Here is a 16781-nt window from a genome sequence, read left to right on the forward strand (position 1 = left end):
TTTATGTTTACAAATTTAAATCCCTATCAAGTCTTATTAAATTCAAAGTGTGTCAGATTAAGACATATTTTTGGTAGTAAAAGAACCTGTTTTTTTCTATAAGAAATGCGTAATTACACATGCCAAAAAGTGTGTTGTAACTATATGTGATCATCATAATAATCATGCTGCAGTTATATATGATGATATTGTAAAAAAATATTATGTTAAAAATTAACATTTCAAATGTAGTCTAAATAGTAATAATAGCAAAATAATTTAATAATAATTATAATAAATAGAGATATGTGTATTATTATTGTTAAAATTTAATGGATTACATTTTTAATTTATTTACAATTTTTATACGTAAAAAAGCCTCTTGGAAGAAGAGGCTGAGTTTTTAATTATTTTATGATCCACGTCTTGCTCATCTATGTTTTTAGGATCTTTTTTAAACCTATTTAATTGTTCAGAGCAAAAAAAAAAACGGCATTAACTAAAAGTCAATGCCGTTTTTGTAACCTGTTTTTTTATCAATTATTTACCAAAGATGTATCTAATTGTAAATTGTGCCTGCCATACATCAAACGTAGAACCGTTCTTTTGGAAAGTGTCTTTAATTAAATATCTGTTTCCATTAGGATCTGTCTGAGTAGCCAAAGTATAAACCGGTACATTAGACGTTGATGTTGTAGAATATGCTAATACGTTTGGATTAGTTGCTCTTTGCGTAATTCCCCAATCTTTATTGATCATATTCGTAAAGTTTAAGATATCAGCTCTAAATTGGAAAGAGTTCTTTTTACCAGCGATTTTGATGTTAATATCTTGAGTGATAGATAAATCTAATCTGTGTAGCATTGGTAAAATAGCACCATTTCTTTCAGCATATTGACCTCTTCTTGTACGTAAGTACTTGTCTTGATCGATATAAGCATCAAAAGCAGTTCTTTGTTCAGCTTCTGTATACGTTCTATTTGTTGTAACACCGTTTACTACGCTTGATACTGTAACTGGAGCAAAACTTATTTCATTTGCACTGTTTGGTACATAAAGAAGGTCGTTTCCGTTAACTCTGTCTCCGTTCATATCTCCACTGTAAGCATAAGTAAAAGGATTTGCTGTTTCTCCAATGTATCCTAAGTTAATTGAAGTTGCTCCACCTAAACCTTTTCCGTATTCAATTCTGTATCCAACAACTCCAACCAAACGGTGAGGTGTATTGTTATTTGATAAAGAAACATCTAAATCATTGTTTCCGTTTACCGATCTTGCACCAGTCCATGAACCAGAAGCAATAGATCCCGGAGAAATTAAATCAGTTGCTTGAGAGTGTGTATAAGCAAATGATCCCCATAAACCATTTTGGTAAGGATATTCTAATTTGAATGTAGTAGAGTAGTAATATCCTTTATCAGAATTTGTTAAAACGATTCCGTTTGAAACGTTGTCATTAATTCTTGTTCCTGCATCATTACGAGAATATCTTGGTCTGTTATCTGTTCCTTCGAAAGTTCCAACAGGAGCATCAAAGTTCGCATTGTAATAATTGATTGCGTTGATGTTTTTCTGAATTACACCTTCAACAGTACCTGTAAATCCGAATGGAAGTTTTTGATCAACTGCCATGGTTGTTTTCCATACTTGTGGGTATTTGAAATTCTTATCTGTAAAAGCTAAGTCAAATGTAGAAGGTAATGTTGGAGTTGTAGGAGTAAAATACTCAGCAGGTCTTGGTGTAAAACCATATCCTCCGGCAGTGATAGCAGCACCACTAGCATCTACGAAACCAGTAAGAACACCATTGTTTCCAATTTGGTTCGATAAGTATACAGAAGGAGCTCTACCTGTGAAAATTCCTGAACCTCCACGAATAATTGTTGCAGCATCTGCATTTAAGTCTAAGTTGAAACCAACTCTTGGCTCAAATAAATATTGTGCGTCCGGTAATTTTGCTGTGTTGAATTGTTCACCATTAGCAAAAGTCATAGCTGTAACTGCAGGGTTCTCTAAACCAGTATTTGCATACCAAACTCTAGAAGCTCTAAGACCAACAGATACTTTAAATTGATCACTTACTTTAATTTCGTCCTGAGCGTATAAATCTAATTTATTTGTTTTTAAGATTTGTATTGGTTCAGCAGCTCCCGGTAAAGCTGAATATCTGTACTGAAAACGAGCTGGTGAAGTAGCTGTTGTACTTGATGGAGCACCACCATTAGCAGCAGATTCGTTAGCAGCAGCATAAAAATCAGCCAAAGAGTTGAATACATAAACTCCGTTTGAACCTGAGAAGAATAAGTTACTTGATTTGAAGTACTCAAAGTTAGCACCTAAAACAAGTGAATGTTTTCCAATAGTTCTTGTTACGTTGTCTGTAAAGTGTAATGTAGAATAAGAAAGTTTATTTCCTTGTGTAAAAGGATCTAAACCTACTGAAATATAAGTTGCAGTTCCTTTTTTGATATCAATTGTAGGGAATAATCCACCACCTTGTAAACCTCTGTCTTCAATTTGCTTGTCGTAACCAGCAATGAAGTTGTTGTACCATGGACCAAATTTACTGTTTAATTCTACTACGATAGATCTCGTATTGTCTAAGATAGTATAACCACTATTTTGGAAAGACATTGCCAAAGTACTTGTTCTTCTGTTACCAAAACCTAATGAGTTTGAGTTTGAAGTTAATTCAGAAGAAGATGAGTTGTGGTGTACGTAACGAGCAGTAAGTTTGTGATTATCGTTAATGTTCCAGTCAATTCTGGTTAAGAATTTTTTAGATGTTTTTGGTGCATCATACCCTTCCCAAGGACCAGTAGTGTAGTTGAATTTTTCTTTCATGAAATTAGAAAGCGTTTCCATTTCCTGATAAGTTGGTTCAGAAACCTGAGCACCTCCGTTTGGAGATCCTGTAGAAGTCCATGTAGTAGCAGGGCTTGTATTTTCGATAGTTTCAAAGTTACCAAAGAAGAATAATTTGTCTTTGATGATTGGTGCTCCAAGACGAGCTCCCCAAATTTTTTCATCAAATTTTCCTGGAACGATAGTAACATCTTTTCCTGGGTGTGTTCCTATAAAGCTAGATTTATTGCTTCTAAAAGAATTATAAACAGATCCTTCAACATCGTTTGTTCCGCTTCGTGTTACCGCATTAATTCCAGATCCTAAAAATCCGGACTGACGTACATCGTAAGGCGCAATATTTACCTGAATTTGCTCAATCGCATCAAGTGAGATAGCAGTAGAACCTGTTCTACCACCTGCTTGTGACTCTGAACCTAAACCAAATCCGTTATTAAAAACAGATCCGTCGATAGTAAAGTTATTTAGTCTTGAATCCTGACCACCAAACGTTCCGTTTGCACCAGCATTTGCATTATATTTTGTTACAGCAGTTACAGAACGTGATCCTAAAACAGGAACAGCTGCAATTTCTCTGTTTGAAAACTGTTGCGAAGCTCCAGTTCTTCCTTTGTTAAAGTTTCCGCTTGATTTAGTTGTAACAACAACTTCTTGAAGTGCATTAGCATCTTCTTCGATTTTAACATTTACAGTAAGGTTGTTTCCTAAACCTACGTTGATGTCAGTGATTTCAGTTGTTTTGAAACCAATGTAGGTTACTTTTACGGAGTAAGGACCACCTGGTCTTAATCCCTGAACGGCGTAACCTCCGTCAAAATCAGATGTGGTGAAGTATTTCGTTCCTGTTGGCTTGTGCACAATTTCTACTGTTGCACCAGGAAGAGCTTCTCCTTTGTTTGATCTAACAATTCCAGACATGGCCGAAGTCGTAACCTGAGCATGACCTAAAGCAGATAGAAAAAGAATAAAAATTAAAATAATTTTTCTCATTTTTTTTTACAATATTAAGTTTGTTTATTTTTAGCAAAATTATAACATTTAAAAGCTTGCATGTTAAATAAATGTTATGTTAAGATAAACCTTAATAACCGATTTTTGTAATCTAATTGTAAAATGGAAACGGCAAATGGAGTAAGAGAATTATTTTTCTTACAGAAGTAACTCAAGAGCGAATTAGCTGTATTTATGCGGTTTTCCAATAAAAAGTATTTAGTTCAAAAAAAATGTTTTGGAAAGAAATAAGATTGTAAGACTATAACTTCACAATAAAAAAAGTTACAGTTTACAAAACACTAAAATAATCATAATAAGATTGATGTTAATTTAAAACTATTTGTCATTATAATCAAATGATCCTAAATAACTTTGACTTGAATATATTAGCCATCTACATTTTTTATATATGAAAACAATTCAATTTAGAACCGATGATCTGACGCAGTATACAGTTAATATCGATCAAATTACGTGTATGTTTCCGGTAGAAGAATCTTTGGGTACATGGATACATTTAAGTTGTGGTACCCGATTAAAAACCATTTTCACCCTTGAAACAATAGTAGATATGATAGAGAAGTCATTGAGCTAATATTTAGAATAAAATAACATCCTTCAATTTGGGAAAGTGCTAATCAAATTGAAGGATATTATAAGGAGTGTATGTTATTTGATAGCATTTAGCCATTGCTCTGTTGGAGCAACCAATTTTCGCTCCTTAGTATCAAACAAACCAATTTTCATTTCTACGTCAGAGTACACATTATTATCACTATCGGTAATCCATTGTTTGATGGTGCCGATTTTTCCTGAGTATTCGCCAGTTTGAGAGTGAATGATTATTTTTTTTCTAAGTTTAAGTTCTTTTATAAATCTAAGTTTGATTTCTAAGATTACAGGCCCCAATCCTGTGTTTTTAATGGTATCTAAACCATAACCGTTTTCGCTGATAAACTCCCAACGGGCTTCTTCATAGATTTGAAGGTAAGTAGCATTATTTACGTGACCGAAAGTGTCAAGATGAAATTCTTTAATAGTAAGTTCATACTTGAAAATTTTGTTTTCCATTATAGGATAGTTTTTAATGTTGTTATTTCAAAAGTACTATTAAATTAGGTTTTTCTCAACATTGGCTACACAATTTGTCTTTTACCATTCTTTAATTTTTTTATAGAAGCATTCAGGTATTCTTAAAGAGACTTATAATAAATTATTCTTTTTTTAATGACACTTAATTCATTAGTTCATACCTGAAAAACGACTACTCATGACAGTTTATCAGATATAGATTTTCATTTCATATACATTTATAATCGCTAAATCATTTTGTTATAGTACAGGTTAATACTTGTGTAACAAAAACAATCAAAAATTGTATATAGAGTGGAGCAGATCCCACCTTAAAAAACGAACTAAATTATTAGAAATTATGGCATATTCTCAATGGGTTGTGGTAAAAATTGTATCAGAAAACATGACTTTAAAAGTGCAAAACGCGAAATTAGATTATGGGAAGTTTTATAAAAAAGACAATAAAGACCATACTATTAGTATTGCTGATATTAATAAAATAACGATCGCTTCCGGTAAGATTGATTATGTATGTTCGTGTGGACGTTCTGGTTCTTCTACAGGTACTGAAGGTCGTTTTGAGCTTTTCGAAGGAGATACCAAAATTGGAGAGTTTGGCTGGGATTGTCCATATTGGAAAAAGACGAATCACTTTAATTGGACTCAGGTAGAGGCTACTAAGAAAACCTATAGTACAAATATGGAAGGTGGTAATAAGGATTCTGGGGCAATTGGAAATATTACCATTACATGTGTTAAAATATAGTGTAACGAATTATATAAAAGATTAGTTTAAAAAACAACCTAATTTCTACACATTAAATAATTACAAATAATATGGAAAATATAGAGAGTAATACATTAATTAGCACGGAGAATAATACCGTAAATGACACAAAGAATAGTGTAAATGAGAAAAACGGTGTTGCTAATCCTTTTTATGCAGTCGAGGTTGGAAGTGTTATACGAGGCGATATCGGACGTTTTCAGGCATCTATAATAAAAGGTGCTATTACGAGAATGATTCCGGATAAAGAAGTAAAGCAAACCATGACAGGAAGCAGCTCTTATGCCTACACTGATAGCTTAAATCAAGGATCTGTTGGTGTTTCAGGTTCTTACGGGATTTCGGGACTTGCAAATATTAATGCTGGATTATCAGTATATGCAGGTAATTCTGTAGCTAAGCTTACCAAGAAAGTAGCGGTCAATTACAATGTGCAAATGTTATCTGGTGTTGAATATATCAACCTTAACGATTTGAATACAGCGGATTTAATTAATTCTCTACAGGCAAATCCAAAACAAATGGCATTGAGAGCATTAGATAATTATAATCAATTGATCAAGAAAATTGGTAAAACTGATTTGCTAACCATTATGCAAAATCCGAAGGACAATCCAGAAGTTATTGAAATGGTTGAGGAATGGGTAAAATCTGTTCAACTGTTTTTTAGAGATCATGGAGATGGAATTGTTCTTGGTGTAGTGTGGGGAGGTATGGGAACGGTTTCTTTAGAGATGATAAGCAAATCTGGCGAAAGCAGCTGGAAATACGGTACAAAAGGTAATTTTACGTATTCAGGAGTTGGAAAAGCTATAACTGTAGAAGCGGCTTACGACGGAAGTAATGCTAAAAGAGAATCAGAGGTAGATGTTAGTACAACTTCCTATTCTAGTGGTGGCTGTGTTGCAGATCAAGTTAAAAAGTGGAGTGAAATTGTAGAAGGTAAGGCTTTTAATGATATTAGTTCGATTAGTCTGTTAGAAAAAGCCCCTCAACTTAGTGCAGTAAAAGACCCTCCAAAAGTACCAGAATTTAAAACACCAGCAAAAGATTCGAAGGTTACGGATAAAATAAAAGAAATAAGCGACTTGAGTGGTTTAGAGGCATTTGCTAAAGCAGCTGCTTACGAGAAAGCGAAGCAAACAGAGAAAGATTTAACATTAGATGAATTTTTAAGACGTGCTGCAGAAAAGGCAAATCCTAAGCAGGTTAATGATCTTAAAGATAAGGTTAATGCTAATGATTTAGATGTAGAGCCAAATAAAGTGATACAATCAATTGCAAACCATTCTATAAGTTTTAAAACAATTGGATTGCCTGAAAATAGTATTGCTGAAGAACCTACATTGGAAAAGAAAGATGATAATTATACTGTACTGGGAGTATGGATTAGTAATTGGTCTGATTTATTTCCATGGATGGCTACAGGTTATTTAAATGCTATAGATGATGTAAGCTCGACACAAGCAATTATTAAAAAACAATGTATGATTCAGGATTTCCTTACCTTAGGAAAAACCTATTTTATGCTTGATGCGAGTGGAATTTCTCATAACGATTTTAATATGGATTCTTTTACTCAAATTGCAGTTTCTTTTAGTAAGCAAGCTGGATATATACGAGATAATTTTGATGCCGAGAATGTGATAAAAAATGCCTTTGATGAATTAAGTATTGAGGCTCAGAAAATTTATACAAAATGGAATGATATTAAATTTTTACGTAGTGCAGAATTAGGTTTAGGTATTATGTATGAAGGTAAAAAGTCTGTAACCGGTACTGTTATAAAAACAGAGCATTCAACTTATACAAAAGTGTGGTACAAGACTGATAATTGCTCTTTTTTACCTAAAAATTACAGTGCATTTAGTGATTTTTTAAAAGTAATTCCGTTTATAACACCAAATGGGGATGTGTATGCTTTTGGACCTTCTCAAATGCTGCTTAATCAAATTAACGATGATGGAGCAATATTTTCTAAAAATCCCCTAATTGCCGCTAAACTAACGGTAGATAAAGAAAAACGTGTATTGAAAAAAGGTGATGTGATTCTTTATCCGATTCGTTTTGATGCTGCCAAAGACATTCCTTCTTCTTGGGTAGGGCAAAGTATAAGCACCAACGTGGGAGCTATTAAAAATATAAACCAACACCTTGATAATGCGATTAAAGCAATGAAAGATTTAAATGTTTACAGTTTTAGCAGCAGCAACTGGAAACCAGATTGGAAACCTGAAGATTATTACAGCTTTAGTGCCATCAAAAAACAATACATTGGTATTGTAGAAGAATTACACAATGTTTTTTAATAATTAATTTTTCAATTAGTGAAATTTATAGAAAAAGCTAAATCATTTGATTTAGCTTTTTTTTGTATCTAAAAACAAGGTAGATTTTAATTTAAAATCAATATTATTATTTGTTGGTTCGTACACAAATTGCAATATTAATAAATTATTAAATCGCAGATTGATGAAATTATGGAATACGGTTTATTATACTTTTGTAAGGGTCTTCTCTAATATATCAACAGTAGTTTTATGAATTCTAATTTGCTAATTAGCTTACGCGCCGGAGATGATTCCAGCTTTAAAGAAATTTATGATTTGTATCATTTTAAAGTTTTTTGTTTTGTAAAAAAATATACCTCACAACTTGCAGATGCAGAAGATGTGACCCAAAATGTCTTTATCCATCTCTGGAAATACAGAACAAAACTAGATTCAGGAACCGATTTGGAAGCTATTTTATTTAAAAGTTCAAAGCAGGAAATTTCAAGGTGGTATAAAAAACAAAACAGAATTTTTTCATTTGAGAATGATCAGTTAATAAAAGAGCTGGATACCGCAGCAGAAGTAGAAGAAGACATTACTTCAAAATTAAAAGAAATAGAATATCTCCTAAATAAAATACCAGAAAAACGAAGAAAGATTTTTAGCCTGCACAAATTCGAAGACCGCAGTTACAAAGAGATTGCCGAAGAAATGAACATGTCGCAAAGTGCTGTGGCGAATCAAATTTCGAAGACCTTGCAATTCCTTAAAAAGAATGCCGTAAAAAATCATGAACTTTATTGGTTTGCCTTATTCTTTATCAGCCAGTCAGAGCTGGTGTCGTAATAGTATTTTTAGTATCACTTTTATATTTTAAGTCATTTTGCACCGGATTTAATAATGTAAACACATTTTTAGCACCAAAATCAATGTTATGATAATCGGCTCTTAGATTAACAAAACGTTAATAGTAATGTTAGCCCGTGACATTTAATAGATCAGAAATCTAATGTAGTTGAATCTAAAAAATGTATACCTGATTTTTTTAAATAGTAAATGTAAATGGGATCTAGAAAATTAAGAGAAGAATGGAACGCAATACCCAATAGAGGGATTCTTCCAAATGAGGCTAAATCACGTATGTGGGACAATATATGTGAAGCTACAATTGATAAATACAAAAGTCTTTACAATTGGACAGCCGTTGCTTGTATCCTTTTTATATTTTCTATTACAAGTTATCAGATTTTCACGCAAATTAACAGAGATAAAGATAATGTTGAAATTGCAAGTACCAAAACATTTAATGATGACGTACGACTTTTGTGTTTGTCAGACGGAACGCGTGTGTGGCTAAACGAAAATTCTGAAATTGAATATCCTGTCAAATTTTTGAAACATGAAAGAACCGTGAACCTAAAAGGAGAAGCCTTTTTTGAGGTAAAGCGTGATCCTTCAAGACCTTTTATCATTACTTCGGGAGAGATAAAAACGACTGTTTTGGGAACCTCTTTTAATGTTAAAGCATACAATAATGATAAACCAGAGGTAAATGTAAGTTCCGGTAAAGTTAAAGTGGAAAGCATACAGAATAAAGTAATACTTGAAAAAGGATACATGGCCGTTTATGGAGCAAAAACGGCATTGCTGCAAAAGCAGAAAGCAACCGTATCAGAACCCGAATGGAAGAAGGTTTTAATTTATGTAGACGGATTAACATTAGATCAGGCACTAACAAAACTAAAGGCAGATCATAAGTTTGAGGTAACGTATTTAGAAGGCGATTTAAAAGACCTAACCATTCAGGGAACGCTGGATTCGAGGCAAGGTTTGTATGAAATGCTGCAAACCATTGCATTTGCTCTCGAAATAAAAATAAGGGTAACGGGCAACAACACTTATCTGATTAGCAGATAGAACATCCTATTTTTTCTGAAAACCATTGTATCGCTTATTAGCGACAGGCTTTCTATTGCATTAATTCAAAATTATTCATCCAAAATAATCACATTAAAATCAATTACAACAAACTAACAATCATCAATTATGAACAATGACTTTTCCAGGCAATTTGCCTTTTGGATTTTATTTTTTGGCTTTTTCTGCGGAATAAATGCGATGTATTCGCAAACCGGAACCGTATCAGTTGATTACAAGAACGCATCGCCTCAAAAAATTATTGATAACTTAAAATCCCGTACCCCTTATCAATTTGTATATCAAAAAGATTTGGATTTAAGTGTGCCTTTAATTACACTTAAAAAAGACAATGTTTCTATCGATGAAATTTTAAGTGATTTAGAAAACCAAAGCCACTTAAATTTTAGAAGAAATGAGAATAATATAGCCGTAAATAGTAAAGATCCCGGCAAAAAAAAAAAGAAAGGAAAAATTACAGGTAAAGTCGTAGATATCAACGGACTTTCGTTACCGGGAGCAAACGTAATAATAGCCGAAGGAGGTTTTGGTACACAATCTGATATCGATGGTAATTATGTACTGGAATTAGAATCAGGTGATTATACTGTAGAAATTAGCGTTATCTCTTTTCAAACACAAAAAATTACAGGTGTTAAAGTGTTGGAAGGTGCTGAAACGCCATTGGTTGTATCTTTAAAAGAGGATGCTCAATCGCTAAAAGAGGTAGTAATTGTTCAGAATTACAAACAGGCAACCGCTTCAGTACAAGGAATGTTGTTACAGCAAAAAAAAGCAGCACAGTTTTCTGATGGAATTTCGGCAGAACAAATTGCCAGAACACCGGACAGAGATGTGGCAAGTTCGCTTAAGCGTATTACAGGAGTCACCACAATCGATAACAAATACGTGGTAGTTCGTTCGATGGGAGAACGCTGGAATCAGGCGGTAATGGACGGAATTACCCTTCCAAGTACAGATGCGTATCAGCAAAATTTTTCTTTCGATATCATTCCTACCGCAATGGTAGAAAGTATTGTGGTTAGCAAAACAGCAACTCCGGATATGTACGCGAATTTTGCGGGAGGATTTGTAGAAATCAAAACCAAAGATATTCCTAAAGAAGATTTTACAAGCATTTCTGTAAGTTCCTCTTATAACAGCCGAAGCGTATTCAAAGAAAGGCTTACCAAACAAGAAGGCGAGTACGATTATTTAGGCTTTGATGACGGAAAGCGCAGTTATCCATCTAATCTTGCACCTTTAGATATTCCAATAAACGAAGCAGATTCTGGACCTTTTATCGAGCAGTCTAAACGATTTACACAAGATAATTTTTCTACTTATAAAACGTATGCTGCACCTGGAACAACGCTTCAGTTTGCGTTAGGACGTTCGTATAAATTGAAAGACAATAACAAATGGGGATTTGTTGGTTCTTTGATTTTTAAGAATACTCAGGAAAAATTAGATATCGAACATACAGAAAGAGGAAACTTTATGAGTAATTCTCAATTTGTACAGGAAGGAGAAGAAAATAGAGAATATTCTATTTTTGAAAAATACGGTTTTAAAAATAGTGGTGCCAGTTATACGTTCAATTCTACTTTGGGCGGAATGTTTAATACCGCAATTCAGTTAGGCGATCATAAAATTACCTTGCGTAACACCGCTATGCATACCTACAATAATCAATTAACTCAAATAACAGGTTGGAGAGATAATGTTGGGAATGAGGAAATTATAAACGGTACAGCACTTCCTTTTACATCTGAGACCAGTTATCCGGTTTTTCAAACTTTTATTCAAACTAAATTAGAAGGAAATCATCAGTTTAATAAACTGCAAGTTGATTGGTATGCAGCTTACGGAAGTGTGAATAAAGATACTAAAGACGCTACTTTTATAGATTTGTACCGCAAAAAAGTAGGCGATGATGAATTAGAATACCATCAGGTCTACAACAGTACAAGTAAATTTCCAATCAGTAGAGACAATTATAAGAACGATGAAAATGATTATAACTGGGCGATTAACCTAAGTCATCCTTTTGATTTTAGCGATACTTTTACCAATACCATCAAAGCAGGTTATTTTGGTACGTATAAAAAAGCAACCAATCAGCAAACTTCAAACGCACTGGTTGTAGTAGGACAAGGAGCCACTGTAGATCGTGCTGATATTTATGGACCGCTTTCTGAATTATTTGATGGTTCAAAATACTATTACGGAGGATTTGGATGGAGAAATTACGGGCGTTTTGGAGATAAATACGAAGGTGATGTCAAAATACATTCTCCTTATTTAATGCTGGATAACAAGTTCAGTAACTCTTTTAGATTTGTTTGGGGTCTACGTGCAGAAAGTTATATCTACACTCAGATTGCAAGTCAGGCAGAATCTGCAAGTGATTTTATCATAGAGCAAAAAGACGATAAACAATGGCAATTTTTACCTTCAGCAAGTTTTGTTTATAGTCCTACGAATAAAGTAAATTTTCGTTTAGGTTACAATAAATCCGTTTTACGACCACAATTTGCAGAACGCTTAAGTATTCCTTATTTTGATCCAATTCGATCTGCAAAAATTTATAACTATTCAAACGGAATGGTTTCGAGTGTTGCTAACAATTATGATTTCAAAGCAGAATGGTTCCCGTCCGGAGGAGAAATTTTATCTTTTGGTGTGTACCATAAAGACATCGACAATCCTATAGAATCGGTTGGTAATTATACGCCTTCAAGAATCAGAAACATTTATAACCTTAACTCTAATAATGCCAAATTATGGGGCGTTGAAATGGAGTTCTACAAGAGTTTATCATTTTTAGGAGAAGGAGAAACTTTGAAAAAGATATTTACTTACGGAAATGCTTCTTTTAATGATACAAAAGTGACTTCTTATGTAAACCTTGACGGAAGTGGAGGACTTTACGAAGCCAACAGACCTTTATACGGACAGTCGCCTTATACGTATAACTTAGGATTAGATTATGTAGGCGAACGACTAGGATTCAGTTTGAGATATAATGCTATCGGAGATCAGTATATTTTGGTTGGATATGCCTATGAATCAGAAGAAATCAGAATGCCGTATGCTTTAACCGATGCTCAGGTAAGTTATAAATTTTTTAAAGAAAGAAATCTTGAACTAAAGTTTAGTGTCAAAAATATGTTTGATGCTGGTATCGAAACGTATAACAACGTCAACAGTTATTCGCATATCGAAGATGTAGAATACGGTTCCAACCCTAGAGACCGCTACAGCTTAGGAGCTAATGCCAGCAAGAAATACGATGAAAATATTGATCAGGTCGTATTTAAAGCATTCACAGGAAGAACACTATCATTTTCTCTTAATTATACATTTTAAGGGGCAGTATATTAATAAAAAGCTACTTAGAAGGTGTAGATATTAAGAAACCGTTAACAATAAAAAATAGGGATGATATTTTAAGTTTTCAAAATCTAATGTATGTAGATGTAAGTATTAGATTTCTTTTTTGTTTAGTGCATTAAATAGAAATGAAGAAAAATACTTTCAGAAGGTCTTTTAAAATTGAAATAAAAATGTTGCTCATTTTATATGAAGTTGTAAAAGAATGGAAAGTGAATCTTCACTGCGAGAAAAGAAAACCTAAGAGTGAAAGATAGGTTTTAGGTACAAACACCGATGGTAAAGCGGAATCTTTTATTGAAAAAGAATCTTTACTAAAAAAGAGAAAGACCCAAGGAAAGATATTTTGCTGCTCTCTCCAAAGGCCCAATTGTAATAGCGGCAAATATAGCAATAATTAAATTAATATGAAAAAATTTTTTGTATTCGCAATGGTAGCTCTTTTAGTGAGCTCTTGCCAAAATGATGATGTTACTGCAGATTCATCTTTTTCTATGAAAGCTTCAGGTGCTGATTATACAGGATATCCTGCAGCTGTTCAAACAGTAAGCGGTGCTATAACAACCAATACTACATGGACAAGTGATAAAGTTTGGGAAATTGATGGTGTTATTACTGTAAAAAATGGTGCTAAACTTACTATTCAGGCAGGAACTTTTATCAAAGCAAAACCGTTAGCTCCAGGAGTAGCAACAGGAGTACTTGTAATTACAAAAACAGGTCAGATAGATGCACAGGGAACAGCAGCTGCACCAGTAGTTTTCACAAGTTATAATCTATTAGATGGTAATGCAAATACTGTAGGAGCACCTGGAGATTTTGGAGGTGTTGTTTTATTAGGTAATGCTCAAGTAAACAATGGTTTGACTACAAATATAGTGGAAGGACTAGACGATCAGTCTAATTTTGAAGAATTCTACTATGGAGGTACAAACAATGCTCATAACGCAGGTTCATTGACTTACGTTCGTATCGAGTACGCTGGACGTATTTTAGATACAGATGTTGAGATCAACGGATTAACATTTGGTGGAGTTGGTAACGGAACTGTTGTAAACCACATTCAGGTTTCTTACGGAAGAGACGATTCTTATGAATTTTTTGGAGGTACAGTAAACGCAACGCATTTAGTATCATTTGCTGCAGATGATGATAATTTTGATTTTGATCTTGGTTATACTGGTACAATTACAAAAGCAATTGCTATTGCGGATGCTAATTCTACGCACAGTTTAAGTGGAGGAAGCCCTGATTCTAACGGTATTGAGTTAGATAACAATGCAGGAGGAACAGTAACTACAATTATTACAAGACCAGTTATATCTCAATTATCAATCATTGGTGTTAATTCTTCAACAGTAGCTGCTTTATACGAAAATGCTATTCACGTACGTAGAGCTGGTAGAATATCGTTGACTGATGTTACTATATCAGGATATAAAACAGGATTAAGATGGGATTCTCCATCTTTACCAACAAACTCTGTTACAACAAGAGTATGGGCTCACGCTTTTACAGATCCAACTTACCCATCTGGTACTGTTTTAGGAGGTATAGGTAATTCTGTATCAACAGCAAACCCAGCTGAAAAATGGTCAATTACACAGCCATTCTTTAATGATGGTCCATTAAACTTCGCAGGAAATACCGGAGCATTTAAAACAGAGGCTAATTGGGTAGCTAACTGGACAAAGTTTACAAATTTTTAATTAGGTTAATTGTTAATAAAGAGCATGGGGCAGAATATTTCTGTCCATGTTTTTAAAATTTAAAAAAAATGAAAAAAAATCTACTTTTATTATTAGTTATGATGGTTTCAGCTGTATCGTCAGCACAATTTACAGTTTGGGAAGATGATTTTGATGATGCAGAAGCTTCTGACTGGATTTTACTGGATCAAGATGGAAACGGAAGTAATTGGCATCCCAGAAAAAATATCAGATTTGATACCAATACAGGATTGATAGCTAATGGAACTTATAATATTTTAGGAACTTATAATATTGATCTGACAACAGGATCGGCTATTACAACATTAGAAAATAATTTAGCAATATCACCGGTTATTGATTTGTCATTTTATGCAGGAAAAGTTTCATTGGTTATAAATGCACAACCTTCTATTTATGATGCAAATCAGGATTTATATGTTTATGGATCAACTTCAACTGATCCTGCATCTTTTGTACAAATTGGTAAAATTACTTTAGAAAGAGCAACAGCTGAAGATATTGAATTCAAGAATTACACCTTAGATATTTCACAGTTTTTAGGACAAACAAACTTATACATAGCGTTAGGAAATAACAAAGAATATAATTTCATTGGTTATGAAATAGATAAAATTTCGGTAAGCGCAGAATCATTAATTGGTTTAGGATTAGAAGATAACGAGCCAATTTCGCAAGTATGCAAGCTGAATCAAAATCCTGTTCAGGACTACTTAGATTTAGACTTAGGAGCACAATTTCAAAGTGATGAAACTACACTGAAAATTTATAATACTAATGGAGCATTAGTAAAAGAAACACTTTATAAAAAAGATGACGTAAGCGTAAGCGAGCTAAGACAAGGTGTTTATTTCCTTTTAGTAGCAGATAAAAGCATTACAAGAAAATTAAAATTTATTAAAAAATAAAATTACCAAGTTTTACAATTTCCTATCAACCAGTTATTGCAATACAAATAAATTAATATGAAGAATATATTGACAAGAGTTTTCGTTTTTTCGCTTATCATTGCTTTTTTGGCATCGTGCGCCAATGATGAACTTACACCACTTTACGGAACTGAAAAAAATCAGCCTGGAAAAGTAGTTGTTATAGGATACAGCGGATTAAGTGATTCGATTCAAATAATGGTAAATAAAAAGCCAATAGAAATAGAAGTAGGAAAAGAAAAGCGTTCTTCTTTTGCCAAAAAAGTCGAATTAGATTATGAATTTGTATACCACGGTGACGAGGAGAAAACTTTTGAAATTACCAGTAAAACAACCAATCAGGTATTGCGAACGTATCATTTTGATGCGAAAAAAACAAAGGATACACTTTCTTTCTTTTCCGAAGAGAATATTTGGTTAGATAAAGTAGTATCATTAAAGCCCGGAGTTTTAAAACAACCGAGTTACAACGGATTTAGATTTGTTTTTCCAACCTTTAATCTGTATTCAAAAACCGATTACAACGGAAAACTAGACGGAATTGTACGCAGGATTAACGGTCAGATTTTGGGAGTCGTAGAAAATATAAATACGACAGAATACAGCGACTTTATCGAATTTCCATACAGTTCACCTCCAACCATCTTTTTAGATATTGTAAAACATGGCACCACAGAATCGTATGTTCCCGGCAAGCGTGTACGAGTAAACATAACCATGTCTGTTAATAAATCGAAGCTGATTATATTGCAAGAAAAAGAAGATGCTGCCGGTAATTTTACTGGAGTAGAAGGAACCCTGAATTTAGCAGATTACTTTACGTACAAATAATATTTTC

At 33.4% G+C, this 16781-nt stretch carries 11 protein-coding genes; 9 read left to right on the plus strand and 2 right to left on the minus strand.

The window, feature by feature from the left end:
• Positions 1-519 precede the first annotated feature (519 nt).
• Entirely contained in the window at positions 520-3834 is a 3315-nt protein-coding gene (locus tag B0A66_RS13510; protein ID WP_089050374.1) for a TonB-dependent receptor, read from the minus strand.
• A 412-nt stretch (positions 3835-4246) separates the two neighbouring features.
• Between B0A66_RS13510 and B0A66_RS13515 the strand changes: the two genes are divergently transcribed.
• A complete protein-coding gene (locus B0A66_RS13515; protein ID WP_089050375.1) occupies positions 4247-4432 on the plus strand; it encodes a hypothetical protein in 186 nt (61 codons plus the stop codon).
• A gap of 74 nt (positions 4433-4506) precedes the next feature.
• Here B0A66_RS13515 and B0A66_RS13520 read toward each other — a convergent pair whose 3' ends face one another.
• Positions 4507-4908, minus strand: coding sequence for an acyl-CoA thioesterase (locus B0A66_RS13520; RefSeq protein WP_089050376.1), 402 nt, complete (start codon positions 4906-4908; stop codon positions 4507-4509).
• A gap of 361 nt (positions 4909-5269) precedes the next feature.
• Here B0A66_RS13520 and B0A66_RS13525 point away from each other — a divergent pair, with 361 nt between their 5' ends.
• The 8 genes from B0A66_RS13525 (at position 5270) to B0A66_RS13560 (ending at position 16774) form a co-directional block, all read left to right on the plus strand.
• Positions 5270-5677 carry an aegerolysin family protein gene (locus B0A66_RS13525; protein WP_123868241.1) on the plus strand — a complete coding sequence of 136 codons (408 nt, stop codon included), beginning with the start codon at positions 5270-5272 and terminating at the stop codon, positions 5675-5677.
• A gap of 71 nt (positions 5678-5748) precedes the next feature.
• On the plus strand, positions 5749-8007 hold the full coding sequence (locus tag B0A66_RS13530; protein ID WP_089050378.1) for a hypothetical protein: 2259 nt from the start codon (positions 5749-5751) through the stop codon (positions 8005-8007).
• A 231-nt stretch (positions 8008-8238) separates the two neighbouring features.
• Complete coding sequence (locus tag B0A66_RS13535; RefSeq protein ID WP_089050379.1) at positions 8239-8817, plus strand: RNA polymerase sigma factor; 579 nt, start codon at positions 8239-8241, stop codon at positions 8815-8817.
• 216 nt (positions 8818-9033) lie between these two features.
• Entirely contained in the window at positions 9034-9888 is an 855-nt protein-coding gene (locus B0A66_RS13540; RefSeq protein ID WP_089050380.1) for a FecR family protein, read from the plus strand.
• Between the two features lie 129 nt (positions 9889-10017).
• Positions 10018-13260, plus strand: coding sequence for a TonB-dependent receptor (locus tag B0A66_RS13545; protein ID WP_089050381.1), 3243 nt, complete (start codon positions 10018-10020; stop codon positions 13258-13260).
• 431 nt (positions 13261-13691) lie between these two features.
• Entirely contained in the window at positions 13692-14993 is a 1302-nt protein-coding gene (locus tag B0A66_RS13550) for a hypothetical protein (protein WP_089050382.1), read from the plus strand.
• 68 nt (positions 14994-15061) lie between these two features.
• Positions 15062-15922 carry a T9SS-dependent choice-of-anchor J family protein gene (locus B0A66_RS13555; RefSeq protein WP_089050383.1) on the plus strand — a complete coding sequence of 287 codons (861 nt, stop codon included), beginning with the start codon at positions 15062-15064 and terminating at the stop codon, positions 15920-15922.
• 57 nt (positions 15923-15979) lie between these two features.
• Positions 15980-16774, plus strand: coding sequence for a hypothetical protein (locus B0A66_RS13560; protein ID WP_089050384.1), 795 nt, complete (start codon positions 15980-15982; stop codon positions 16772-16774).
• Positions 16775-16781 lie beyond the last annotated feature (7 nt).

The sequence above is a fragment of the Flavobacterium hercynium genome (genome assembly GCF_002217285.1).
GTDB classification, from domain to species: domain Bacteria; phylum Bacteroidota; class Bacteroidia; order Flavobacteriales; family Flavobacteriaceae; genus Flavobacterium; species Flavobacterium hercynium.

What these genes read in the sequence shown, in the direction of transcription:
- B0A66_RS13510 (WP_089050374.1), bottom strand. Translation starts at nt 3,834, where the DNA reads ATGAGAAAAATTATTTTAATTTTTATTCTTTTTCTATCTGCTTTAGGT.
- B0A66_RS13515 (WP_089050375.1), top strand. Translation starts at nt 4,247, where the DNA reads ATGAAAACAATTCAATTTAGAACCGATGATCTGACGCAGTATACAGTT.
- B0A66_RS13520 (WP_089050376.1), bottom strand. Translation starts at nt 4,908, where the DNA reads ATGGAAAACAAAATTTTCAAGTATGAACTTACTATTAAAGAATTTCAT.
- B0A66_RS13525 (WP_123868241.1), top strand. Translation starts at nt 5,270, where the DNA reads ATGGCATATTCTCAATGGGTTGTGGTAAAAATTGTATCAGAAAACATG.
- B0A66_RS13530 (WP_089050378.1), top strand. Translation starts at nt 5,749, where the DNA reads ATGGAAAATATAGAGAGTAATACATTAATTAGCACGGAGAATAATACC.
- B0A66_RS13535 (WP_089050379.1), top strand. Translation starts at nt 8,239, where the DNA reads ATGAATTCTAATTTGCTAATTAGCTTACGCGCCGGAGATGATTCCAGC.
- B0A66_RS13540 (WP_089050380.1), top strand. Translation starts at nt 9,034, where the DNA reads ATGGGATCTAGAAAATTAAGAGAAGAATGGAACGCAATACCCAATAGA.
- B0A66_RS13545 (WP_089050381.1), top strand. Translation starts at nt 10,018, where the DNA reads ATGAACAATGACTTTTCCAGGCAATTTGCCTTTTGGATTTTATTTTTT.
- B0A66_RS13550 (WP_089050382.1), top strand. Translation starts at nt 13,692, where the DNA reads ATGAAAAAATTTTTTGTATTCGCAATGGTAGCTCTTTTAGTGAGCTCT.
- B0A66_RS13555 (WP_089050383.1), top strand. Translation starts at nt 15,062, where the DNA reads ATGAAAAAAAATCTACTTTTATTATTAGTTATGATGGTTTCAGCTGTA.
- B0A66_RS13560 (WP_089050384.1), top strand. Translation starts at nt 15,980, where the DNA reads ATGAAGAATATATTGACAAGAGTTTTCGTTTTTTCGCTTATCATTGCT.